At 40.3% G+C, this 24,700-nt stretch carries 19 protein-coding genes and 1 other annotated feature; of the genes, 3 read left to right on the top strand and 16 right to left on the bottom strand.

All coding sequences use genetic code 11. The annotated features are described in order from the left end of the window. Positions 1–11: 11 nt before the first annotated feature. Both BUB11_RS12115 and BUB11_RS12110 read right to left on the bottom strand, forming a co-directional pair. Positions 12–539 (bottom strand): chromate transporter, encoded by a 528-nt coding sequence (locus tag BUB11_RS12115; RefSeq protein WP_073030004.1) that lies wholly within the window; start codon positions 537–539, stop codon positions 12–14. Positions 540–734: 195 nt separating this feature from the next. Beyond that, positions 735–1,409 (bottom strand): GntR family transcriptional regulator, encoded by a 675-nt coding sequence (locus BUB11_RS12110; protein ID WP_073030003.1) that lies wholly within the window; start codon positions 1,407–1,409, stop codon positions 735–737. A gap of 221 nt (positions 1,410–1,630) precedes the next feature. On the opposite strand from BUB11_RS12110, the gene BUB11_RS12105 reads away from it, so the two are divergent. Then, positions 1,631–2,182 carry a manganese catalase family protein gene (locus BUB11_RS12105; RefSeq protein WP_073030002.1) on the top strand — a complete coding sequence of 184 codons (552 nt, stop codon included), beginning with the start codon at positions 1,631–1,633 and terminating at the stop codon, positions 2,180–2,182. A 125-nt stretch (positions 2,183–2,307) separates the two neighbouring features. Here BUB11_RS12105 and BUB11_RS12100 read toward each other — a convergent pair whose 3' ends face one another. From BUB11_RS12100 to BUB11_RS12070, 7 genes are all read right to left on the bottom strand, one after another. Then, positions 2,308–2,520 carry a hypothetical protein gene (locus BUB11_RS12100; protein ID WP_073030001.1) on the bottom strand — a complete coding sequence of 71 codons (213 nt, stop codon included), beginning with the start codon at positions 2,518–2,520 and terminating at the stop codon, positions 2,308–2,310. A 152-nt stretch (positions 2,521–2,672) separates the two neighbouring features. After that, positions 2,673–2,987 (bottom strand): DNA-directed RNA polymerase subunit alpha C-terminal domain-containing protein, encoded by a 315-nt coding sequence (locus tag BUB11_RS12095; protein WP_159436933.1) that lies wholly within the window; start codon positions 2,985–2,987, stop codon positions 2,673–2,675. Between the two features lie 460 nt (positions 2,988–3,447). Beyond that, complete coding sequence (locus BUB11_RS12090) at positions 3,448–4,584, bottom strand: bifunctional 3-deoxy-7-phosphoheptulonate synthase/chorismate mutase (RefSeq protein WP_073029999.1); 1,137 nt, start codon at positions 4,582–4,584, stop codon at positions 3,448–3,450. 197 nt (positions 4,585–4,781) lie between these two features. Continuing rightward, positions 4,782–5,037: a binding site (T-box leader), on the bottom strand. A 367-nt stretch (positions 5,038–5,404) separates the two neighbouring features. Continuing rightward, on the bottom strand, positions 5,405–6,643 hold the full coding sequence (locus BUB11_RS12085; RefSeq protein WP_073029998.1) for a DUF1015 domain-containing protein: 1,239 nt from the start codon (positions 6,641–6,643) through the stop codon (positions 5,405–5,407). Between the two features lie 109 nt (positions 6,644–6,752). Continuing rightward, positions 6,753–7,916, bottom strand: a complete 1,164-nt coding sequence (locus BUB11_RS12080) for a phosphoglycerate dehydrogenase (RefSeq protein WP_073029997.1) — start codon at positions 7,914–7,916, stop codon at positions 6,753–6,755. A 117-nt stretch (positions 7,917–8,033) separates the two neighbouring features. After that, entirely contained in the window at positions 8,034–9,119 is a 1,086-nt protein-coding gene (gene serC / locus BUB11_RS12075) for a 3-phosphoserine/phosphohydroxythreonine transaminase (RefSeq protein WP_073029996.1), read from the bottom strand. A gap of 629 nt (positions 9,120–9,748) precedes the next feature. Beyond that, positions 9,749–10,309: a UbiX family flavin prenyltransferase gene (locus tag BUB11_RS12070; RefSeq protein WP_073029995.1), complete on the bottom strand. Its 561-nt coding sequence runs from the start codon at positions 10,307–10,309 to the stop codon at positions 9,749–9,751. A gap of 529 nt (positions 10,310–10,838) precedes the next feature. On the opposite strand from BUB11_RS12070, the gene BUB11_RS12065 reads away from it, so the two are divergent. After that, entirely contained in the window at positions 10,839–13,463 is a 2,625-nt protein-coding gene (locus BUB11_RS12065) for a PEP/pyruvate-binding domain-containing protein (RefSeq protein ID WP_073029994.1), read from the top strand. 63 nt (positions 13,464–13,526) lie between these two features. Here BUB11_RS12065 and BUB11_RS12060 read toward each other — a convergent pair whose 3' ends face one another. From BUB11_RS12060 to BUB11_RS12035, 6 genes are all read right to left on the bottom strand, one after another. Next, positions 13,527–14,099, bottom strand: a complete 573-nt coding sequence (locus BUB11_RS12060; protein WP_073029993.1) for an ANTAR domain-containing response regulator — start codon at positions 14,097–14,099, stop codon at positions 13,527–13,529. 32 nt (positions 14,100–14,131) lie between these two features. After that, positions 14,132–15,460, bottom strand: coding sequence for a glutamine synthetase family protein (locus BUB11_RS12055; protein ID WP_073029992.1), 1,329 nt, complete (start codon positions 15,458–15,460; stop codon positions 14,132–14,134). Positions 15,461–16,093: 633 nt separating this feature from the next. Then, positions 16,094–17,320, bottom strand: a complete 1,227-nt coding sequence (mutY, locus tag BUB11_RS12050; RefSeq protein WP_073029991.1) for an A/G-specific adenine glycosylase — start codon at positions 17,318–17,320, stop codon at positions 16,094–16,096. 48 nt (positions 17,321–17,368) lie between these two features. Continuing rightward, positions 17,369–17,794, bottom strand: coding sequence for an EamA family transporter (locus BUB11_RS12045; protein WP_073029990.1), 426 nt, complete (start codon positions 17,792–17,794; stop codon positions 17,369–17,371). Positions 17,795–17,925: 131 nt separating this feature from the next. Further along, positions 17,926–20,310, bottom strand: a complete 2,385-nt coding sequence (locus BUB11_RS12040; RefSeq protein ID WP_143187609.1) for an ATP-dependent DNA helicase — start codon at positions 20,308–20,310, stop codon at positions 17,926–17,928. Between the two features lie 15 nt (positions 20,311–20,325). Continuing rightward, a complete protein-coding gene (locus tag BUB11_RS12035; protein WP_073029988.1) occupies positions 20,326–21,258 on the bottom strand; it encodes a magnesium transporter CorA family protein in 933 nt (310 codons plus the stop codon). 276 nt (positions 21,259–21,534) lie between these two features. On the opposite strand from BUB11_RS12035, the gene BUB11_RS12030 reads away from it, so the two are divergent. Beyond that, complete coding sequence (locus BUB11_RS12030; RefSeq protein WP_242947531.1) at positions 21,535–22,734, top strand: MFS transporter; 1,200 nt, start codon at positions 21,535–21,537, stop codon at positions 22,732–22,734. A gap of 478 nt (positions 22,735–23,212) precedes the next feature. On the opposite strand, the gene BUB11_RS12025 is transcribed toward BUB11_RS12030, so the two are convergent. After that, positions 23,213–24,697, bottom strand: a complete 1,485-nt coding sequence (locus tag BUB11_RS12025; RefSeq protein WP_073029987.1) for a glutamate synthase subunit beta — start codon at positions 24,695–24,697, stop codon at positions 23,213–23,215. Positions 24,698–24,700 lie beyond the last annotated feature (3 nt).

Raw genomic sequence — 24,700 nt, 5'->3', positions numbered from 1 at the left:
AATCCAAGGGTTTAGCGAAAAACCAACAATCCAAAGCCCATAGATACTAAAATAATTAGCGCAGGATGCAATTTCAACCAAAATACAGAAACCACCGTAGCCAAAGCAATCCCCCATGTTATTAGGTTCGGAAATGAGCCGATACCCATGTCAAGGGCAGTTTGCGCTATTAAAACTACGACAACAGGGCGCACTCCTTTCAACATTCCCTTTAAGACCGGAGAATTGGAGTACTTCATTAACACCCGTGCCAATAAGATGACCGCGAGTGCGGTTGGTAAGATAACCCCAATGTTCGCCACCAAGGCTCCTAACCATCCGGCCTCTTGATAACCAACATAACCTGCTAATTTTGTAGCGATTGGGCCTGGTAAAGCATTTCCAACGGCAAGCGCATCAGTGAATTCAGAGTTGGTCATCCAGTGATACCGCTCCACAACTTCGATCTTAATGAGAGGAATGACTGCCGGTCCGCCTCCAAAGCCTAAGTTGCTAGCCCTGCCAAAAGCAATTAACAGATCCCAGAGTTGTGATAACATAGTGCTCTCCTTTCACTTAGATTTCCCAAATCCCTTTGAGAATGCCTACCTGCCTGGTAAGCTTGAATTCTTAAGTAAGTATATAACCTTAAGTTCAGTAATTCAATACATTTGGTATACCAAATTACTGATTTTTGTATACCAAATATGAATCGTCTTTTTGTAAGAGGAAAAAAGGTTGTCACCTTAACATTCTTAATCGCAATATGCCATTTCCAAAAACGCTTTGCTCGAATTTTTGGCATGTTTTTTCGCTACGGCTTCGGCTTCAGAGCTGTCATGTTTGCTTAGAGCCTCAATAATCGCCTTGTGTTCCACACATACTTCTGCAGGGCGACCAGGTTTAGAATAGGCAACTTGGGTGAATTTTGTTATGTACTCGTGCAAAGTATTAAGAAAACTGTGGACTCGCGGACTTTCAGCTGCTCTATAAATTATCTCGTGAAATTTATCATTCAACTGATTAGACTTTTTTAAATTGCCCTTTTCGTGTTCATCTGAAATCTGTTTAGCTAGCGATTCCAAACGTTTCAATTCTCGAGGTTTAATCTTAGCAGCTGCAATACTGCAAATAAGTGCTTCCAATGATGTTCTAATGACTAGAATCTCTACAATATCGGCCTTAGTAAATCCGGAAACCACTACCCCTTTACGGGGCACATGGGTTACCAGTCTTTCCAATACAAGCTTGTGAATTGCTTCTCGAACCGGAGTTCTGCTAATCCCCAATTCTTCTGCAATACTGCGTTCAACAAGCCTCTGTCCCGGTTCTAACTTTTTATCTAAAATAGCATTTCTTAAAATAGCAAACACTGAATCTCGGATATGGCCTTTGTCATCAAGCTTAATTGGTGAAAAATGATACGCCACTTTCCTTCTCCCCTTTAGAATCTTCATTATGCCCACTTTTAAACCAATTATAATTCCTTATACTGCATAAAGGCAAGGGATGTTGGTATACCATATTCCAAAAACCAAACCAATTTCTTTAGAAACAAAAAGACGTATAATCTTCTCGAAGTGACACCTAACCAAATGATTTCCTAATCATATAATAGATGAAGGAATCTATTATATGAAGGAGGATTAGCATGTTTAGTTATAGCAAACCTCTGTTCTATCCGGTTCAAGTGGAGGCTCGAGACCCAGTGTTTGCCCAAATACTACTTGAGCACTATGGGGGAAAGGATAGCGAATATTCCGCGGCAACCCAGTACCTAAATCATCGCTCAAATATGAGTAATCGTTATCTTCGTGATCTATTGGGAATGATTGCGGCCGAGGAAATGGGGCACATGGAAATGATTGCAGTCGCAATTAACAAGTTAGGAGGGCCACCCTTAAGTTTTGTTGATTCACAAGGAATCCCTTGGAATATATGTTATGTGGATCAAACCTTAGACCCCATTGGGATGCTTCAGGCTGATGTTGAAGCTGAAGTTCGTGCACGCATCCTATATAATCATCATTTCACGATGACAAACGACCCCTGGCTTAAAAAGATGATTCATTTCTTAGGTTGCAGAGAAGATGTGCATAAACTCCTTTTCAAAAAAGCTCAGATATTGATCCGAAAAGGAGCTCCACCGGAACAATTCAACGAACTAATTATTGATTATAAAATGAGTTTGAAGAATAATTGAAGAAAACAACTGCAAATAAATGGTCATAAATTAAAGCAAACTGTATCTGCCATGATACAGTTTGCTGATTTCTCGACCATATTTTTTACCCAACTTTCGTTGTAACCTTTTCTAGACGTTGATTATTATCGGACAATTTCCAGATCGTAGGGATCATATGCAAATTCCCCAGGCAGAATATCTAAGTGTACTATAATAAAGACTCCCATCTCATCGCATTCAATTCGTACAACCGTTCCAATACAGTGACTGCATGTCTCAACACGGTCTCCAACTTGAAACCGGTATTGGTGAAGAAGGGAAGAATCCGATTGGAATTCATGATATTTCTCAATCATAATATCATACCTCCCATTTTGTATCACGATGCCTTTACTATTGTGTTTAGCCTGCACAGAAAAATTCGTTCTCGAATAATGGATAAATATCCACTTACCGTTAGCCAGTAGTTTTATTTAAGTGATTAACACTGATTCATCGTCTGATTAAATTAATAGTTCCCCTTTTTCTGCATTTTGGCCTCATAGCGTTGCAATTGCAGACGCAACTCGTATAAAGCTCCTTGTCCAAAGCGTTTTAACTGCAATAACTGACTGTCATTTTTTTCAAGCAGTTCTTCGATAGTATCTATCCCAGCAATTTTCAGAAGGTTATAGGTCCTTGAGCTTAACCCTAAAACAGATATATCGGGAGACTCAAGTAATTTAGCACAGAGAATTTCGCATTTTTTAGCATCTTCCTTCAGTCTATACGTCCTCTGACAAAGAGAACAAACGTATATAGTAATTTGTGTTTCTAGAATCATCTTGCATCCTTCCCTCTTTAAACTTTTTACGACTTTTCCCACTTTAATAAAAATGAAGAAAAAGGAGTCAATAAACATTAATCAATTTAACATAATTTAAAGTTCAATCCCCTACAATGACTGTTTAAACAGGTTGCTTTGAATCCATTCACTCCCCTCATTTATACTTCAGCCTAACTCAAGTAGAGTCTAACATTGTACTATAACAATGTCTATAGTTTATACATATCGCCATAATCAATAATATTTATCGCAATCCTTAAATTGCAAATTCCTAGGTGAACATGAAAAGTAAGTAAGAAGGCCTCTAGAAAAATCGAATTTTCTAAAGACCTTCTTACTTACTATATGATTACACAAAAAACTTTCTCTATTATCACCTTTTGAAGCAAGTTGTACTGCCTCAATAATTTCTGATGATAACAATGTTATTATCCTTTTCTGAACACAAAAATATCATTTACCTAGAAACAAGTGAACGGTCCATTTCTTCTTCTCTTACTAATTTCCGTTTGATTTGGGATTGAACCGCCACCTCAAAGATTATTGGGTAGATTTTCTTTACTAATTCTGAGGGGAGCTTTAATTCATCACCCAGACTAGTGAGCCTTTGCATAACTTCCTTTTCTCGAGTATTATCCTTCACCCTATCCAAGCGTTTCTTATCCGCAACTTTGCTTACTATCTGCATTCGAGCTGCTAACCGTTCGATAATCGTTTGATCAATGTCGTCAATTTCATTACGCAGAGATTCAAGGGTCTCCTCCTCATTTTTCTGGCTGCAAGTGAAGACTCTATTCACTGCTTCAGCCACAACACCCAATTCCCCTGCCAGCTGAACAAATTGTTCAGGATGCAATGATTGAGGTCCATCACTGACCGCCTCTGCCGGATTCGGGTGCATTTCGATCAACAAACCATCCGCACCAGATGCAATTGCTGCCTTAGACAGGGACGAAATTAAATCTCTTCTGCCTGCAGCATGACTTGGATCGACTATAACCGGCAGATGAGAAAGCTCTTTAGCTACCCCGACTGCACTAAGATCTAAAGTGTTGCGTGTACTGGGTTCATACGTGCGAATTCCCCTTTCACAAAGGATAACGCGAGGATTGCCTGCGGATAAAATATATTCTGCAGCTAAGAGCCATTCTTCTATCGTAGCTGATAAACCCCTTTTAAGGATAATCGGTTTGTTGATTTTACCAGCCATTTTCAGAAGTTCAAAGTTTTGCATATTCCGAGCACCGATTTGGATGATGTCTACCTGCTCTGCTACTAACTCAAGACTTGCAACATCAATTGCTTCAGTAACACAAAGCAAATCTTTTTCTCGAGCGGCTTGCACTAAATAATTAAGTCCCTCTCGACCCAAGCCTTGAAAACTATAGGGGGAAGTACGCGGTTTGAAAACCCCGCCACGCAGGATTTTCCCTCCCGCCTTTTTTACTGTTTCAGCAGATTCCCTCATCTGAATACCAGACTCAACTGCACAGGGTCCACCTATAAGGATAATTTCTTTGCCTCCTATCGTTACCCCATTAACCTCAATTGCACTGCGTTCAGCCTTTAGCCCTGCTAATTTTAAATCTTTCATAATAATAGCCCTCCTTCAAATTTTAAATTAAAAAAGTCCACGGCACATCCCATTTACAGGGACGAAAGCCGTGGACTTCCGCGTTACCACCCATTTTGACCAAAATCGGTCCTCTCAACTAAAGGTACAGGTATATCAAAGACTCGTATTTGTCGAATTCCGTAAGGTCCACTTAAAATAAAAAACTTCTCATCCCATGCAGGGACGAGAAGTTATATCTCGCGTTACCACCCAACTTAAGCCAAAAAGGCCACTCGACAAAGGTACGGGAATTAATAATCCGATACCCCCTTCCTGTTAACGGTGAAGAACCGTCCTAGCCTACTTGATTTCGTTCAGCCGGCAGCTCGGGAGGGAACTTCATCTATCACTACACATAGAAGAGCTTACAGTCGAGACTCTTCCTCCCTGAAAGGTAATAAACAGACTACTTTTCTCCGTCTTAGCCTTTAAAGATTTAATTGAATTTTATTATAACACTGCTGTCAAATTTGTCAACTATATTTTAGAGTATGTGTTTTATCGTTACTCACAACAGAATAAAAAAAGCTAAACAATTCCCTTCTTTATTCAAGAAGAGTTGTTAAACATAAAAACAGAGTCCGGTAAACCGGACTCTGTTGGATGACTTATTCACGTTCTACTTAGGATTTGGACCAAGCCAATAAGGCTGTAGCGATTGTAATCAATGCCAAGGCGGTAATATAACTTGTCAATCAGTCTGAATTTGCCATGAAGTTCATCTCAAAACATAGCATAACCTGTTTTATTTAGTTTTATACATAAGTTCCTAGAGTTTTTTCTATAGTCTTCGAATGCCCTAGCTTAACTGATGAATAAACAATCCGCTTCTTAGTTTGGGTTCAAACCAAGTCGACTTTGGCGGCATCAATTGACCGGCATCAGATACTTCAAATAATTCATTGATTGAAGTCGGAAACATCGAAAATGCAAGCTTCATATCACTGTCAACTCGTTTTTCAAGTTCTTTAAGTCCCCTTATTCCACCAACAAAATCTATTCTTTTATCAGTTCTTATGTCTTTGATATCGAGCACTGAAGTCAGTAAATGATTTTGAAGCAATGATACATCCAGCCCATATACGGGGTCCGTTGAACGGATCTCGTTTTTTGCCGTTAGCTTATACCAAGCTCCTTCTAAGTACATTCCAAATGTGGCCTTTTCTATCGGTTTATAGGGTTCGGCTCCCATCTCTTCAACTAAAAAATCTTTAGATATTTTAGTCAAAAATTCTTCTTTGCCATAACCATTTAAATCTTTCACTACACGATTGTAGTCTAAAATCATTAATTGGTCGTGTGGAAAAAGCACAGAAAGGAAGAAATTAAATTCCTCTTCTCCTGTATATCCCGGATGTTCCGCTCTCCTCTTTAGTCCGACTTTTACGGCTGAAGCTGTTCTATGATGCCCATCTGCAATATAAATGCTATTTATCTTCTTAAATTCATTATATATTGCTTCAACATCACTTGGATTATCTATTTTCCACACATAATGCCTGACCCCATCTGGAGCAACAAAACCGTATAATGGTGTATTATTTTTCACCTTATTTACCAGTTCATTAATAATCTTCTGTGACCGATAGGCTAAAAATATGGGTCCTGTTTGAGCATCACAAACATCGACATGGTTTATTCTGTCAACCTCTTTGTCCTCTCTCGTTTTCTCATGCTTTTTTATTACATTATCCAGGTAGTCATCAATGGCTGCACATCCTACTATACCGGTCTGGGAACGGCCATCCATCGTTAGTTCATAGACATAATAGCAGTTTTGCCCTTCCTTAATGAATATACCTTCCTCTATCATGTCCTGAAGAGTATCTCTCGCTTTCTCGTAGACCATAACATCATAAGGATTAAAGTCCATATCAAACTGAGTTTCTGCTCTATCAATTTTTAAAAAAGATAAAGGTTCCTTCAATACTTCTTCTAAAGCTTCTCGACGATTATAAACATCATAAGGAAGTGCTGCTACTTTGTTTGCAACATCTGCCCTGGGTCTTAGCGAATCAAAAGGTCTAATAGTAGCCATTGCTCTTCCTCCACAGCTATAAAGTTCTTTCCAACAGCAAGTTTCCTGTCCATCGTTCCAGTATATTCAAGGGGACAAATATATCTTGGTCCCCTTGACCCATTCTGGCCTACTTAATGATTCTAACTTTTAATACCCCGTCAATTTCTCTGATTTTCTTTGCTAATTCAGGGGTCGAAGGGGATTCAATATCGAGTACAGTATAAGCATACTTTCCTTTGCTTTTATTAATCATGTCGGGAATATTAATATTTTCTTTAGCGAAGGTTGATGTGAATTGGCTGAGCATGTTCGGAATATTTCTATGATTAATGGCAATACGTCCAGCTTGATTACATACTCCCATGTCGCAATTTGGATAATTAACTGAGTTTTTGATATTCCCGTTTTCAAGGTAGTCCATTAGTTGCTTTACTGCCATAATTGCACAATTATCTTCTGATTCACTGGTTGAAGCGCCTAAATGAGGAACGGTAATAACCCCTTCAACTCCGCACACCTTGGGATTAGGAAAATCCGTCACATATCTGCCGACTTTTCCAGACTTTAAAGCTTCAACAATATCCTCATCAATGACTAAAGAATCCCTTGAAAAATTTAATATTTTAACCCCGTCCTTCATCATCTCAAAGGTTTCTTTGTTAAACATTCCTTTGGTTGAATCCGTTAAAGGTACATGAACCGTAATAAAATCACATTCTCTATAGATTTCTTCTAAAGACTTAGCCTGCTTGATAAATTTCGAAAGCTTCCAGGCCGCATCGACAGAAATAAACGGGTCAAATCCATAGACCTCCATATCCAGCTTATTCAAGGCATTAGCAACTAAAACCCCAATCGCTCCAAGTCCTATGACCCCTAGTTTTTTTCCTTTTATTTCGGTCCCTGCAAACTTTGATTTATTTTTCTCGACGAGTTTAGCAACCTCCGGATCTTCTTTACAGGAATTGACCCAGTTAACTCCTCCAAAAATGTCACGTGAAGCGATAATCAGTGTCGCAATTACAATCTCTTTAACTCCATTGGCATTGGCGCCCGGAGTATTGAAGACTACGACTCCATTTTCTGCACATTTTTCCAGAGGAATATTGTTGACTCCGGCACCGGCTCTTGCAATAGCGTCTAACGAATGGGGCAACTCTAACTCATGGACACTTGAACTCCTTACCAGTACTGCATTGGCATCATTAAATTGATCAACCATTTCATAATGCTTAGTAAATAGGTTTAAGCCCACATTAGCAACAGGATTCAAACAATTTATTTTAAACATAATTATATCCACCCCTAATATTTATTTGCCCGATGGCCCGAAATCTTTTCGCATTTTAAAACGTGATATTGCCTTTAGTGGATTTCCGCTTATGCGTCAGGCGTTCATCAGATGTGATCAGATTTTGTTCTCAGCTTCAAATTTCTTCATGAATTCAACCAACAACTTGACGCCTTTAGTTGGCATCGCATTGTATATACTCGCTCTCATACCGCCAACAGTTCTATGTCCCTTTAAGCTTTCAAATCCAGCTGCTTTAGCTTCCTTAATAAACTTAGCATCCATTTCATCAGAGCCTGTAACAAAAGGTATATTCATTAAAGAGCGATCCTTCTTAACAACCGTACCTCGAAACAACTTACTGGAATCAAGGTAATCATATAAGATTGAAGCCTTTTCCAAATTAATTTTCTTCATCGCCTCAAGTCCGCCAAGATTCTGAACCCACTTAAATACCTTACCGCAAATATAGATTCCATAGGCCGGAGGGGTATTATAAAGGGATTTGTTATCTGCATGCACCTTGTACCGCAACATTGTGGGGGTTCCTGGCAAAACATCCTCCGTGATTAAATCTTCGCGAATGATGACTACCACCACTCCTGCTGGCCCAATATTTTTCTGAACGCCTGCAAAAATAAGACCATAGTTTGTTACATCGACCGGTTCAGATAATATATCAGAGGACATGTCAGCGACTAAGATCTTGTCTCCTGTTTCAGGTAATTGATTGTATTTCGTTCCATAGATCGTATTGTTATGGCAGATATACACATAATCTGCATCGTCAGATATCTTTAAGTTTTTCAAATCCGGTATATATGAAAACATCCTATCTTCAGAGGAGGCAATAACATTGATCTTACCAAATAGTTTTCCTTCTGCGATCGCTTTTTTTGCCCATTGTCCCGTATTAATGTGGTCAGCTACTCTATTTTTCATTAGATTCATGGGAATCATGGCAAACTGTTGGGATGCTCCTCCTTGAAGAAATAAAACCTTGTAATTATCCGGAATGTTCATCAAATCTCTCAATGTTTTTTCTGCCTCAGTAACTATTTGTTCGAAAGCTTTTGAACGATGACTCATCTCCATAACCGACATTCCTGTTCCGTTATAGTCTAGCATCTCCTCTGCTGCCTCTTTAAGCACTTCTTCCGGTAACACAGCTGGACCTGCAGCAAAATTGTAAACTCTTGACATTTAAATTCCTCCCTTTTTCTATGTATTTAAATCCATCAGAATCTAGTAACTCCTAATTTCCTGGAACCAGGACTAGGCCCATTAATAGTAATTACTTATATAATATTCCTCCTTTTTAAAATTATAAATAAAATGGGTAATATTGGTTATTGAGAGAAAAACAAAACCCACCCCAGCATTGGGGCGGGAATTCCGCGGTGCCACCCAAGTTTTAACCGATTATAGGTACATGAAAACAAACGCTTAAAAATATAAAAACCCCTTGTCCCAAATAGGGACGAGAGGTTATTCCCGCGTTGCCACCCATGTTGCCGAATCGGCCAACTTATGTCCGCTTTATCGGGCGGAACCCGTCACAATTCTTCATTGGCCACTCCAGGATGGAATCCTTCAACTCAGCAGACTGACTTGCACCAACCGTCAGTTCTCTAAACTCTATGAGCTGGGGACTTCCCTTCATCGTGTTAAGTGTGTTTTTAATTATTTAGATTCTAATCGATTCCTCCCATCCTGTCAAGTCTTTCCTTTTTATTTTCTTTTTTTATTTGCTTTTATGGTCTTCCTCTTTTCATGTCCTGTCATATTTCATAAGAGCTTTTTGAAACTATCCATGGCTTTCTTAATCTCTTCTAGTACCCCTGCCATCGCTTAGCTTTATCAACGTTAATTCCAAGTTGGTCCAGAATCTTCATGACATGATGATTGATCATGTCTTCGATACTTTGCGGATGATTATAAAAAGCTGGCATGGGCGGAACAATTCTAACTCCAATCCTTGATAACTTCAGCATATTTTCAATATGGATAGCGCTTAGAGGAGTCTCTCTAGGACTCAGTATTAGCTTTCTTCCTTCCTTGATCATGACACCAGCTGTTCGAGAAATCAGATTATCATCATATCCATTGGCAATCGAACTTAAAGTTTTCATACTGCAAGGCACAATAACCATTCCATCTGTAATGAAGGAACCACTCGAGGTTTTTGCCCCTAAGTTCTTATTATCATAGACAACGGCTGCTAAACTTTCTACCTCTTCTAAGGAATAATTCGTTTCTATTTTTAAATTTTCTTTGGCCCAGTCACTCATAATAAGATGAGTATTCACGTTATCTCTGTCTTTCAAGGCCCTTAATAAATTAATTGCGTAAACTATTCCCGTTGCCCCTGAAACCCCAACTATTATCTCCATATTCCATCACCTCCCAGTATGATTCTTTGATTTCATCTTACCCGTTTTCATTGAAGAATGACTTATTCCTGATCCGATTGTAAATTCCTTCTTTAAAATTCTAAAGAGTAATCAATGAGTCTGTGCTAATCTCTCAACAAAAGTAGACTTAACAAATCGCTGTAGTTCCATAAAGGTACGTATAGTTTGTCGATCTTAATAAGTGCTATACTTCTCTATGCCTGCAATAATCCCCTGCCTCAAACTTGGATGAAGTTTCTCGAAGTGTTTGTGATCGTCTTTAATTTCCCATTATTGTGGTGTGCTATTTATTTTTTTGTTTTATTAGCATTTAGCTCTTGCATTAAAGTTTATTCTTGAGATACTATTATAAATATAACAACGACTTTAGTTCTCGCCTTAGGGCGATCATAAGCAAAGCAATGGCGCTTTGAAATCACTCGAACAAACGAGTATTTCTAATGCGCCATTTTTTATTTGCACCTGTTAAAATGTCCTAGCTCATTAATTACAAAAGGAGGTATTTGACATGGAAAGGCCTCAAACTGTAACTACTGGCTTTACTTCTTTGGATAACGTCATTCAACATCTGAGAATGGGGGATAATGTTGTTTTTCAGGTTAGAAACCTTGAAGTATATAAGAGGTTCGTCACTGCATTTATCCAAGCGAATATTGATTCATCAAAAAAGATAATCTATATTCGCTTTACACAGCACGATCCGCTCATAACTAATGACAGCATTGAGGTTTTCCCAGTCAATGCCGATAAGGGATTTGAAGAGTTTTGTTCCCAAATCCATGAGAAGATTACTCTTGAAGGACGAGATGTATTTTATATTTTCGACTGCTTATCTGAGCTCCTAGATCGTTGGGCTACTGATTCAATGATTGGAAATTTCTTTAAGGTTACTTGTCCCTATCTTTATGAGCTAAATACTATTGCATATTTCGCAACTTTTAAGAATCATAACTCCTTCCATACCACAGCCGTCATTCGTGATACAACTCAGGTCTTATTTGATATTTTTCAAGTTGACGCTAAAACCTATGTGTATCCTTTGAAAGTCTGGAATCGTTACACACCCACATTATTCCTGCCCCATCTTGTTCATGGAGACCGATTTATACCTGTAACCAGCAGTGGGGACGTTGCTGCGCTCTATTCTCAACTCGGCGAAAATGATGAAAACCCTGAAAGAGATCTTGATTATTGGGACCGTCTTTTTATAAGGGCCGGAGAACTCCGCACCTCCTCATTAACTAAAAATCAAATAACAGAGCACATTAATCAATTATCTAAAATATTCTTGACCCGCGATGAGAGGATTCTCGAATTGATTTCGGTGCATTTTTCTCTTCAAGATATATTGTCCATAAAGTCACGTTTAATTGGTTCTGGATTTATCGGTGGTAAAGCTGTCGGGATGCTTCTGGCACGGAAAATTCTAATTCAAGCATCTGAAACATGGAGCAGCAAACTAGAACCTCACGATTCATTTTATATTGGCTCAGATGTTTATTACTCTTATTTGGTTGATAATAATTTATGGAAACTTAAAATGGAACAACGACGAGCCCCAAAAGAAAGTCTGGGAACAGCCTTAAACCTCAGAGTGAAAATCCTCCAAGGACAGTTTAATGAGGCAATAAAACACAAATTCCTCAGGATGCTGGAATACTTCGGTCAATCCCCAATTATTGTACGCTCCAGCAGTCTTTTAGAAGATGGTTTTGGAAATGCCTTTCCGGGTAAATACGAAAGTATCTTTTGTATTAATCAAGGCACCCTAGATGAACGCTATCAGCGCTTTACTAAGGCCGTTCGAGAAGTCTTTGCCAGCACACTAAGCGAAGAAGCCTTAGCTTATAGGGAAAAGCATGATCTTAGCAATTCAGAAGAGCAAATGGCCCTCCTTGTCCAAAGGGTATCCGGATCTAATAAGCAGGACTACTTTTTCCCGGATATCGCAGGGGTAGGATTTTCCTACAACACGTTCGTTTGGGACCCACAGATAAATCCAAAGGCTGGTATGATACGACTTGTGGTCGGGCTGGGTACCAGGGCTGTGAATCGCCTAGAAGGAGATTATGCTAGAATTGCCGCTTTAGATCGGCCCCAATGTTTCCCTTATGACGGACTGCGAAGTTTTAAGGCCTATTCACAGCAGAAAATTGATGTACTAAACATCCGTCGTAATCGACAAGAATGTCTTTCAATTCAAGAACTGATGGATCAACCGATCGACTTGCATCAAACAATGATCGCCGAACGAGATCATGAAACTGAACAAAGAATCCAACAACTCGGGCTAAAACGCAAAGAATCCTGGGTTTTTAGTTTTAATCCTTTTTTTTCACACACGGATTTCCCTTCAACCTTTTCTAATCTTCTCAAAACCCTCGAATCCGCCTATCGTCATCCGGTCGATATTGAGTTCACAGTGAACTTCAATAGCAATGGCAACTATCAGATTAATCTCTTACAATGCAGACCCTTACAGGTTCAGGGGTTTAAAAAACGTATAGAATTCCCTAAAGCACTTCCATTAAACCAAGTTCTTTTTAAAAGCAAGGGTTGCTTTATGGGTGGCAACATATATACAAATATCCATAAAGTAATCATTGTCGAGCCACATGCTTATAACCTGCTAAGCCAATCTGACAAATACGAGGTTGCCAGAATCGTTGGCAGGCTCAATCAGCAAATCAATAAAGAGACAACTACTGTTCTTCTCCTCGGTCCCGGAAGGTGGGGATCCCGTATCCCTTCATTGGGAGTTCCAGTTGCTTTTGCGGAATTCAATCATGTTTCGATTTTAGGCGAGATCGGCTACCATAACACCGGATTCCTCCCAGACGTATCGTTTGGAACTCATTTTTTTCAAGATATGATCGAAAGCGAGATTTTTTATCTGGCCCTCTTTCCGGAAAAAAACGAAACAATTTATCAGTTGGATCTGCTTAAAAACTTCGCTGAAACTATAGTGGATATGATTCCGGAAAAATCAAATTTGAGAAATGTGATAAAGGTCTATAATATTACCCCCGGGAAACCCGGATTACAATTAATTTCAGATATTTCAACCCAAGAGATTCAATGTTTTTTCACTGATACCCACCGAAGCAGAGCACGGGGGCCCACTCCCACTTGAAGAAATGCGAGTCTTACGATTGGATAAAAAGGGATACCTGGCTCAAAAAACCAGGTATCCCTCTTATTCGTACTTCTTTATAATCTCTTCCGCTACCAGAACCTGAGGAAGACGCAAGTCCATGGCTTTTTTCTGGATAAGGCGGAAGGCTTGCGGCTCGCTCAAATTTAGTTTTTCCACAAGCATCCACTTCGCCTGTTCAACAATCTTTCGCTCATCCATCCGCTTCTTTAAACTATCCCGTTCAGATACTAACTGGGCCATCGAATTTCGTACTGACAGAGCGAATCGAACAGTTTGCAACAATGTTAAGCGATTAATGGGCTTAGGCAGAATCAGTGCATTAATTTTCTCAAGACTGCATTGCATATCAAGCAGATGTTCCGGCCTTGCGATTACTACTATTCCTGCAGATGTTTTCTCGTGAACATCAAAGACCAGATCTGTACCATGTTCATCGGGCAGCGGAGTACTTATAATTACTATGTCTAATACGGTGTTAAAGAAATTCCTGCGCGCTTCATTGGCTGAATGAGCGCAGCTAACCGGATAAAAACCTTCTTTTATGAGCATCGTTTGCATGCTGCTCGCCATTTCAGCTTTTCCACAAACGATTAAAACACTCCCTGCGCTCACTACAATCACCCCTTTGAGCAGGGATACAATAGTTAATAAGATTTCAGATACTTATCAATCTCCCATGCATGAATGGAGTTATCATAGGATTCCCATTCCAAAGCCTTTGTGGCTAAGTATTTATTAAACGTATGCGCACCAAGTGTCGATTGAATTAAAGGGTCTTTCTTCATCTCTTCAAGAGCAAACAAGAGATTTGAGGGTAACCGCTCAAGCTTAAGTTCTTTCTCCTGTTCAGGCGTCAAATTGTAAATATTAACGTTAACTGGATCAACCAGCGGCAAACGATTGTTTAAACCATCAAGCCCTGCCTCCAGTACTAACGCTAAGGTTAAATAAGGATTACAGGTAGGATCAGGACTTCTAAGTTCGAGTCTTGTCCCCTCCCCCCTAGGCGCAGGAACCCTTAGCAAAGGACTTCTGTTCATATGGGACCAGGCGATATGCACTGGAGCTTCAAAGCCCGCTTTTAACCGTTTATAGGAGTTCACAAGGGGATTGGCGATGGCTGTAATTCCTTTGATATGACTCAACAGCCCTGCAGCAAAATACTTTGCCGTTTCAGATATATCGGTGGTGCCTGGGCCCCCGCTAAAGAGGTTGGAACCATTTTGGGTCAATGACATATTGATGTGCATTCCCGAACCATTGACGCCGGGAAGCGGTTTAGGCATAAAAGTAGCATGCAGACCATTTCGTTGAGCAATGATCTTGACTACCATTTTAAAGGTCATAATATTATCTGCCGCAGTTAGAGCATCGGTGTATCTGAAATCAATTTCATGTTGCCCTGCCGCTGTCTCATGATGCGATGTTTCGATTTCAAACCCCATTTCCTCTAAGACCATGCAAATCTCCCGACGGGTGTTTTCTCCCTGGTCAATGGGTGCCAGATCACAATAACTAGCCGAGTCATGGGTAATCGTGGTTGGTTGACCTTCATCATCGTTGTAAAACATAAAAAACTCACATTCCGGACCAACTTGGAAGGTATAGCCTAAGTCTTGAACTTTCTTCAAGGTTCGTTTGAGAATATAGCGGGGATCTCCTTCAAATTGAGAACCGTCATGGTTTTTAATATCACATATGATTCTTGCAACCTTGCCCTGTTGCGGCCTCCAAGGAATGACTGAGAAGGTACCCGGATCTGGGAAAAGAAACATATCAGACGATTCAATACCGGAGAATCCCGCCACAGCTGAGCCGTCAAACATAACTCCGTTTTCGAAAGCAATGGCAAGCTGTTTATCTGTGATCGCAATGTTCTTCATGTTACCGGCAATATCCGTAAACTGCAGACGAATAAATCGAACATCATTTTCCTTTACAAACTTTAGACAATCTTCTTTTGAAAAATGCAATTGAGGTGCTCTCCTTTCTCAAAGTGAAAAATATGAACTAAATCGCCATTATTAGACTTATTATATCCCATATAAATCTTGTTTGCAGTCATAGTCCATAATCCCTTACAACCACAATAAAGATTGCCAGCAGATCTTTTATTATCAGGAATTAACTCAGAAAATGGTTCATCTAAAATCTGCTCATAATCCCGCTAAAATATCCTGCATAATCTTTAACATAGCGATTAAGCTTTTACGGTGAGAAGGGACCTTCCAGAAAGTATATAACGTAAAGCTATACTTTCTAACTAGTATAAAAAAGACGCTCCTAAGAAACTGCACTTAAATCAAGTACAAAATTTCTTATGAGCGCCTTTGCTCTATACATTAACTAGTTTATACACTTAAAGTAACATAGAGACTACCTCACATTCAACTGTTTTAGCCCATGTATACAATATATATTTTTTACTTGGTAATTTGTCAAATAAATCTTACAAAACCGAAATTAGTGTTTATTCCATCATCTTTTTCTCATTAGATTTCCTGCAATCCCTATTGATTTACTCCAAGGGTCGAGACATTAGGCGGCAGTCTGGAGGATCATCATCGCCCAAAGTTTCAGGTGTACCGTTTAAAATATAATTCTAATCAATCGTCAAACAACTTTTCAACGATGGCAGTAAAAGCAACCGGAAGAGGGAGCAATCCCAACTCATTGGTGGAAACCCACCGTTGCTTATCAAGCTCGTTTACTTCCTTAGTTTCTGCCCAATACTTCTCATCTATTTCTCTCAGGGAGTAAGCGTTCGTCGGTTCTGCCCGAAACGTTTCAGACAAATCAATAATTGACCAGATTATTTTCCAACGCCGATGGCTAAAGGTGTACCAAACTGGACCATTAAACTCTATCCCTTTCTCGATTTGGTCATTCACTTGAGCATCAAACGCTCTGTCAGGCACCGCCTGTTTGAAAAATTCGAAGCACTCGTCCATAGTAATGACAGGCAGACTGTCTTTCAAACTATGAATGTCTCCGAGACTCAATTCCACACCAGGGAACTCCCATAGGTCAGCCAGCAACCCCTTGGAAGGGCGTTTTTGAATATATACCCGGTTGCCTTTACGCAGAACAAAAGTCAACCGAGTAACCTCTTGGCGCTGAGCCTTGAGCTTCTTTACAGGGTAGCGCAGGAAGTCGCCTTGCAAATACCCGTTGCAAACTTCGGCTAAAGGACATCCTTTACAGTCCGGTTTCGTGGGGGAACAAACCATCGCGCCTAGTTCCATCAAGGCCTGATTGAAATCCCCCGGCTTTTGAGCTGATTGCCATGCCATAAGATGATCTTTAAAGTGGCGATAACTGCGAACTGTCTCTACCGGCTCCGACCAAGCTAAGAGACGTGATACAACCCGCTTTACATTTCCATCTATAGCCGCTACTCTTTGCCCAAAGGCAATACTGGCTATAGCTCCTGCAGTATAGTCGCCGATCCCCGGAATTTTCAGAAGTTCATCATAATCTCTCGGCATTTTCCCACCCAGTTTTTGAATCAGATAGTTAGCCCCTTCCCACATACGACGGGCTCTTGAATAGTAGCCAAGTCCGCTCCACATCGTTAATACATCCTCAAGGCTTGCCGTTCCAAGTTTTTCAACGCTGGGAAAGAGTTTTAAAAATCGTTCATAATATGGAATAACCGTTTTTACCTGAGTTTGTTGGAGCATGACTTCAGACACCCAAATTGCATATGGGTCTACGGTCTTCCGCCATGGCAAGTCCCTTTGCTCCGCTGTATACCAAGTTAATAATCGTGCAGATAAACTTAAACCCTGATCCTCCGCTATACCATTTGAGATATCATCTAATAAATCCATCTTATGTCGTCTCCTATAGTTGCTTAAAATTGTTCAGTTTAATAACTATTACTTGTTGATTAGTACCAATCCTACCATGCAAAATACCACCCCAATAATTTGGTTAACTGCAAAACCCTCTTTGTAAAACAATATTCCAATGGGAATAAGCATAATAGCAAGAATAATATTTGCTACCAAAGATCCGACGCTTAAATTCCACCCAGCCCTGTAGGCAAGCAAATAACCTAATTCAAGGCCTATTATAGCAACACCTAGGGCAAAGCTAGTCCAATTTAACTGATGAAAGGATTGAAAAAAACCCTTATCCGTTTTATAAAAAGGAAAGGCTATTAGAGTTAAAACAGCTGCAGTCAAATAGGTAACCAGCAGAGCCGAAAAGGGATTGGCACTGTGAGGGGTAGACTTTTGACACACATTATAAATAATATTTGACGTGACTATAAGTACAATAGGGAAAAAATACATTATCATTATCAAAAACCTCATTCTTTTCGCATATCTGTTCCTCATCTATTAAACCATAAAAACAAGCGCTAAGCCTAGTAGCATTTCGCTTGTTTTAGCAACATTCTAATTCCTTGAAGAAACCCTATTGACCAAATTTAATCTGAGATCCAGAAGTTTTTAATGACAGGAAGCATACTGTCTACCGATCCAGCGTTGCACACCTTTTTCCATTCATCAGGAAACAATTTTCTATAGGATGCTTTTGAGAAGCGTTCATCTATTAGTAAGACAATCCCTTTGTCTTTTTCTGTTCGAATCACCCTGCCTACTGCCTGTAAGACTTTGTTCATCCCTGGATAAAGATACGCAAATTCGAAACCTTGATGGCTTGCTGTTTCATAGTATGTGCGAAGAATTTCTCGCTCCATACAAACCTGCGGCAAGCCAACTCCTACTACTATCGCTCCTGAGAGCCTGTCCCCAATCAGGTCGATACCTTCGCCGAAGATCCCGCCCATCAAAACAAAACCCACTAGGGTTTGCTCGGGGTTATGTGAAAATCTTATTAAAAAAGCCTCTCGTTCCTCTTCAGTCAAACCGGAACTTTGGCAAATTACGTCTACTTGAGGGTTTTGTGCCTTAAATCTTAGATAAACTTCATTCATATAGTGATACGAAGGAAAATAGGCTAAATAGTTCCCCTTTTTGTATAGAACCACCGCCGAAATCGCTTCTGTAACTTGCTCGTAAGTCGCGGCCCGTTGCTTATACTTAGTAGATATACGATCATTTATCAGCAGACAAAGATTCTGTGGGGGAAAAGGAGACGTTAGTTTAAGTTTGTAAGATGTTTGGTCCCCGCCTAAAACGTTCATAAAGTATTCCATCGGACTCAGTGTCGCCGAAAAAAGCACAGCGGAGCGACCTCTTTCCAGAGCTTCCTTTAGGCGCATAGAAGGATCAAGGCAGAACAACTTAATTTTGAAATCATCCCTTGTTAAATACTTATAAGTAACATATCGCTCATTATAACTATCTGCTGTTCTGGTAAAACTTAACGCCTGGAAATAGTGTTCAACCAGTTGTTCCCGCCAAGAAAACAGTTGCTTGTTCGTTTTTAGGAAATATTCAGCCGCTTTAACAAAGTTCCTTAATGCTTGAATCAGTTTTGTTGGGGATTCCTTTTCAACACTCTCCCCATTTTCACCAGCTTCTGTGCAACCCTTTTTTTCTTTAACTAAAGCAGAATTAACTTTTGTCAAACTTTTAGTCAGCCTCAAGTCGTCTTCTTTTGTTAATCTCTTTAAACTCAGCCAAGATTCCTTCCCCAGCTCGGCTGAAAACATATCCCTTGCTCTGTCTACTAAATTATGTGCTTCATCCACCAAAAAGGTGTACTCTCCTCCTTCTAGAAAAAAGCGCCTTAAATAGACGCGTGGATCAAACACATAATTATAATCACAAATCACCACATCTGCCCAATTTGCCATTTCCAAGGAGAACTCAAAAGGACAAACAACGTGCTTGCGAGCATATAGCTCGATTATTTGTCGTGTCCAAGCTTGTTCCTTAAAGACGTCCTCCACAGCTCCTCTCACCCGATCATAATATCCTCGTGCAAACGGACAGTCTTCGGGCAGGCATGACGCTTCGGAAAGAAAACACAGTTTACTTTTAGCCGTTAACGTCAGACGTTTAATATCTAATCCTTGTGACTGTAAATCTGTCAGGGCTTTTTCGGCAACCGTGCGAGTAATAGTTTTCGCTGTAAGATAGAAAATCTGCACAGTAAACCCTTCAGCCATAGCCTTTAAGGCAGGAAACAGTGTGCCAATAGTCTTTCCAATACCTGTTGGGGCTTGGGCAAACAGCTTCTGACTTTGTTTAATCGTCTGATAAACGGCTACTGCTAATTCTCGCTGACCTGGTCTGTAGGTTCCAAAGGGAAATTGCATTGTCCGAATGCTGTCGTCTCTCTTCAGCGCCCATTCTTGCAATTGACATGCCCAAGTCAAATACTGCTCGACCAGATTAAAGAAGAACTCTGTTAGTTCTGTCCGTGAAAAACTTCTCAAGAATTTCTTGGTTTGGACGGTATCAAGCTGAACATAAGTAAGTTGTGTCTCCATTGTTTCTAAGCCTTCTTGCATTGCATACATAAATGCATAACATTGGGCTTGAGCCCAATGCAAATCACTAAATGATTCATCGATCAGATCTAAGTCCAAGGAAGTAGTTTTGATCTCATCAATACAAGCACCGGATTCCTTCATTATGATACCGTCGGCACGCCCTTTAATTTCTAAGCAGAGGTTTTCGCTTATGCTCTTGGGCACCCAACTGTCTTGGGTTTCCTGATTAGGATAAAGGTAACTGAGCGTAACTTCAGGTACATAGTCTGCTCCACTAATTTTTTGGATATATTGATGGGCTTTGATTCCTTCTAAGGCCCTTGAAGCACCTATGGATCCCGGTTGCAAGTCTCCGCGTCTGAGTACAAATTCAACCAAATTACGCACTGAAATTTTGATTATCACAATTGATTAGATCCTTCCTCAGAACATTTTTCTTTTCGCTAAAAAAATAATACCGCCAAAGCAGAGGACGACAGACATGCCAACGATAATCACAAAACCATAGTCAGATGTCTGAAACGGAATTCTTACATTCATTCCGAAAAAGCTGGCCAGCATCGTTGGTAGGGCTAAAACAATCGTAATGGACGCTAAAAATTTCATCACCATATTTAAGTTATTCGAAATAATAGAAGCAAAAGCATCCATCATGCTGCTCGAAATGTTGCTATAGGTTTCCGCCATCTCTACTGCTTGTTTATTTTCTATAATAACATCTTCCAGCAAATCCTGATCCTCTTCATAGATTTTCAAAACCCTTGTCCTTAGCATTTTTTCCATAACCTTTTCATTGGATTTCAAGGAAGTCGTAAAATACAAAAGGCTTTTTTGAAGATTGAGCAACCGAATTAATTCCTTATTCTTCATCGATTTGTGAAGTGTTAACTCAATTTCGTTAGTCTTCTTTTCAATCTCTCTTAGTAAGGTTAGATATAAGGTAGCACTTTTATAGAGGATTTGAAACAAAAACCGGGTCTTTTTATGAGTATTCATTCCGCGGATTTTCCCGGTCGCAAAGTCCTTAAGAACCTCAACGTCCTGCAAACACACTGTCACAAAATGATCTTCTGTCAATATGATTCCAAGAGGAATTGTATCGTAAATGACCGTCGCATTTTGAATAATCGGCACATTAATAATAACTAAGATTTGGTTATTCTCCGACTCAATTCGGGGCCGCTCTTCATCGTCTAATGCATCCCTGATAAAATGATCATTCTCAATTTTTATGGCCTTAGTGACGAGAGCTATTTCGTCTTCCGTCGGATTTATCATATTTATCCAAGAGCCCTTTTCTTCTGGTTTGTCAGTTTTTACGAAATTATTTCCGATAGTATTATAGACTGCTAACATTTTTTCCGCCTCCCACTTTGGATCTTCCAAACCAGTCTTTTGCCTTTTAAAAAGGACGAGAATCGCTCTTTTATTAATACCCTAATTTCTTTGATCAATCACACTCTATAGGTTACCATTAACTAGGTTTGTTTACAATTTTCCCAATAATTTTCATCCTAAAATCAATTATCAACTTTAGACTACATAAAAAGATTCGAAAACCGCAGGAATTTCTATGATCAAGTAGAATTATATATCTAAGCTATATGAAAAGAGAGTAAGAGGTTAAACGATATGTTGGGAATAGGGAAAAGGGATTTTGTCTTATTTTTATTGGCCAGTGCGGTAATAGGCATTACACAAAGTATAGATACTTCTTTCTTTAATAACTTTTTGAATGATAATTATCAACTAACCATATCTCAAAGAACATTTCTAGAAATACCACGTGAATTCCCCGGGTTCGCAGTTGTCTTTGTAACTGGTTTATTGTTTGCCTTCGGAGACGTGCGGACGGCTGCTGTGGCAAACCTCCTTGGAGGTTTGGGGGCTCTCGGACTGGCATTCTGGTCGCCTGAATATCTGCCTATGATTGGTTGGCTGACGCTTTACAGCATGGGCCAACATTTATTTATGCCAATGTCCAACAGTATCGGAATGAACCTTGCAACAGATGGTCAGATGGGAAGACGGTTAGGTCAAATCAATTCGGTAAACACCGCTGTCTTTCTAGCGACAAGTCTGGCAACTGCTTTTTTATTTAGGTTTATGAAAATAGACTATCATTTGGCCTTGTCTATTTCGGCAGGGGCCTTCTTTTTATCCGCTATTCTTATATTATTAATGAAACCCCACTCTGGCAAGAGAGTCGGAAAACGCTTTGTTCTACGCAAGGAATATAAAGTCTTCTATGGACTTAGTATTCTTTATGGAGCAAGGAAGCAGATTTTTATTACCTTTGGGCCTTGGGTCCTGATCAAAGTATTTGATCAAGGAGTAGCTACTTTTGCCGTTCTTAGCTTTCTTATCGCCGGATTGGGAATTGTCTTTAAGCCCTTTATTGGTTATTTAATTGACAGTGTGGGAGAAAGATTTGTTCTGGCTGGAGAAGCTGTGTCTTTAATCTTTATTTGTCTGGGTTATGCCTTTACTCAAGGAATATTTGAAAATTTGGGTATGGACAAAATTGCTCTATACACTATTTGTGGATTATTTGTACTAGATCAAATGCTGGCATCCGTGAGTATGGCCAGAGCTACCTATGTCAAAAAAATCGCCCTTAGTCCAGAAGATGTTTCTCCCACATTGTCTATGGGAATAAGCATTGACCACATAGTCTCTATGTTTGTACCATTTCTAGGCGGTTTTATCTGGACTATTTTCGGCTATGAATACGTTTTTGTGATCGGCGCCGCTATTGCAGCACTAAATTTGTTCTTGACCACCAAGATGCAACCATTTTACAAACTGCCAGATAATGAGTCTGCCATCTAAATCTATTACAGATAGAAATTTTTATTTCATACCGCTCTCAAGGTACCAATAACTTAATGTTATTAATCAGTGAACTCGTTCACCTAAAGCCGAACATCGAGACTTCGGTGACGCAAGTCTCCAGTACGATAGTCTCCGGTGGAGATTATCGCCGAAAGCGCACGGCCCGTAACGAATACAATTGCGCTGAGGATAGACTTATGCCGAAGGGGCATATCCACAGACGAATACATTCGCGCCGTAAGATGGAGTCTACCTCCTTCGCACCAAGTGTTCCTATTGTGAAAGGTGCTCCGCGATACTCTATCCTACGCCGGTAGGCATTCCTATTGGGACCACGGCTTCGGCGATACTCTCCACTGGAGACTATCGTAACCGAAGTAGAATAAGGAACACCCACTTGAAGCGGGTGTCTCGGAATTGAAAAAAGGACCCGCATCACCAACCTTGAACGGTGTTGCGGGTCCTTAATACTTACTTATTTAATGACACTTTTACCCATTAGGTATTTATCGACTTCCCTTGCGGCAAGCTTTCCTTCTTGGAGAGCCCAGACTATGAGACTCTGACCTCTTCTCATATCGCCTGCGGTGAATACCTTATCCACATTGGTCTCAAAAACCTCATATTCTGCTTTCACATTGCTGCGGGGGTCTCTATCAAGCTTAAGCTCATTCGCTATCATATCTTCCGGACCTAGAAATCCCATGGCCAGAAGCACAAGGTCAGCTTTCCAGACTTTGTCGCTCCCTTGAACTTCTTGAGGCACCATTCTTCCAGAAACATCCCTGACCCAGGAGATTTCTACCGTGTGAACTTCCGTGACCTCACCGTTTTCATTTCCCACAATCTTTTTAGTGGATATAAGGTAGTTTCTAGGATCCTTTCCATACAGGCTTATAGCTTCTTCCTGACCGTAGTCCACATTTAGCATCTTCGGCCATTCAGGCCAAGGATTATGCTCTTCTATTCTCTTAGCGGGCGGTTCAGGCAAAATTTCAAACTGGAAGACACTCTCACAACCATGCCGTATAGACGTGGCTACGCAGTCCGTTCCTGTATCCCCCCCACCGATAACGATGACGTTCTTGCCTTTGGCGCTAATGAAATTGCCGTCCTGAAGATTTGAATCCAAGAGGCTTTTTGTATTAGCCTTTAGAAAATCTACAGCAAAGTGAACCCCTTTTAGGTCTTTTCCTTCAACATCAAGTCCTCGCGCTTTGGTTGCACCGGCGCACAGTACAACGGCATCATATTGATCAACTAAATCCCGCGCACTGATGTCTTTGCCCACCTCTGTGTTAAGCACAAATTGGATTCCTGATTCCTTCAGCAGTGTAAATCGTCTTTCCACAATGCGTTTTTCAAGCTTCATGTTCGGAATCCCGTACATCATTAAGCCGCCGACTCTGTCGCTTCTCTCATATACAGTTACGTCATGTCCCACGGCCTTTAAATAGTAGGCAGCAGATAGTCCCGAAGGGCCTGAACCGACAATGGCAATTCTCTTTCCTGTAGCCTTACCCTTCCTGGGTTTTACCCACCCTTCTGCAAAAGCTTTCTCAATGATTTCATATTCGAGACTGTTTATGGTAACAGACTCCATGATATAGCCTTCTGTGCAGGCCCCTTCACACGGTGCAGGGCAGACTCTGGACGTAAATTCCGGGAAAGGGCTGGTTCTGGTCAGCCTTTGGTAAGCTTCCTCCCACTGCCCCTTATAAATAAGCTCATTCCACTCAGGAATAAGATTGTGAAGAGGACATCCCGAAGCCATGCCATTTAACAGCACACCGCCGTGACAGAAAGGGACTCCACAGTTCATGCATCGTGCACCCTGAGTTTTAATTACCTCAGGATCTCGCGGCAACCTTATCTCGCCCCAGTCTTTGATTCTTTCTTCTGGAGATCGTTTTTTCGGTTTGATTCTCTCATACTCTAAAAATCCAGTTGCTTTTCCCATTTC

The sequence above is a fragment of the Desulfosporosinus lacus DSM 15449 genome (assembly GCF_900129935.1).
Lineage (GTDB): Bacteria > Bacillota > Desulfitobacteriia > Desulfitobacteriales > Desulfitobacteriaceae > Desulfosporosinus > Desulfosporosinus lacus.
Note: the sequence above shows the minus strand (reverse complement) of the source record. Positions and strands in the feature narration are given on the sequence as shown.

Excerpts from the sequence above, each read along its gene's own strand:
- BUB11_RS12085 (WP_073029998.1), bottom strand. The coding sequence starts at position 6,643 with ATGGCTACTATTAGACCTTTTGATTCGCTAAGACCCAGGGCAGATGTT.
- BUB11_RS12115 (WP_073030004.1), bottom strand. The coding sequence starts at position 539 with ATGTTATCACAACTCTGGGATCTGTTAATTGCTTTTGGCAGGGCTAGC.
- BUB11_RS12045 (WP_073029990.1), bottom strand. The coding sequence starts at position 17,794 with ATGATAATGTATTTTTTCCCTATTGTACTTATAGTCACGTCAAATATT.
- BUB11_RS12035 (WP_073029988.1), bottom strand. The coding sequence starts at position 21,258 with ATGTTAGCAGTCTATAATACTATCGGAAATAATTTCGTAAAAACTGAC.
- BUB11_RS12090 (WP_073029999.1), bottom strand. The coding sequence starts at position 4,584 with ATGAAAGATTTAAAATTAGCAGGGCTAAAGGCTGAACGCAGTGCAATT.
- BUB11_RS12025 (WP_073029987.1), bottom strand. The coding sequence starts at position 24,697 with ATGGGAAAAGCAACTGGATTTTTAGAGTATGAGAGAATCAAACCGAAA.
- mutY (WP_073029991.1), bottom strand. The coding sequence starts at position 17,320 with ATGGATTTATTAGATGATATCTCAAATGGTATAGCGGAGGATCAGGGT.
- BUB11_RS12070 (WP_073029995.1), bottom strand. The coding sequence starts at position 10,309 with ATGGAGATAATAGTTGGGGTTTCAGGGGCAACGGGAATAGTTTACGCA.
- BUB11_RS12030 (WP_242947531.1), top strand. The coding sequence starts at position 21,535 with ATGTTGGGAATAGGGAAAAGGGATTTTGTCTTATTTTTATTGGCCAGT.
- BUB11_RS12105 (WP_073030002.1), top strand. The coding sequence starts at position 1,631 with ATGTTTAGTTATAGCAAACCTCTGTTCTATCCGGTTCAAGTGGAGGCT.
- BUB11_RS12095 (WP_159436933.1), bottom strand. The coding sequence starts at position 2,987 with ATGATTCTAGAAACACAAATTACTATATACGTTTGTTCTCTTTGTCAG.
- BUB11_RS12100 (WP_073030001.1), bottom strand. The coding sequence starts at position 2,520 with ATGATTGAGAAATATCATGAATTCCAATCGGATTCTTCCCTTCTTCAC.
- serC (WP_073029996.1), bottom strand. The coding sequence starts at position 9,119 with ATGTCAAGAGTTTACAATTTTGCTGCAGGTCCAGCTGTGTTACCGGAA.
- BUB11_RS12065 (WP_073029994.1), top strand. The coding sequence starts at position 10,839 with ATGGAAAGGCCTCAAACTGTAACTACTGGCTTTACTTCTTTGGATAAC.
- BUB11_RS12080 (WP_073029997.1), bottom strand. The coding sequence starts at position 7,916 with ATGTTTAAAATAAATTGTTTGAATCCTGTTGCTAATGTGGGCTTAAAC.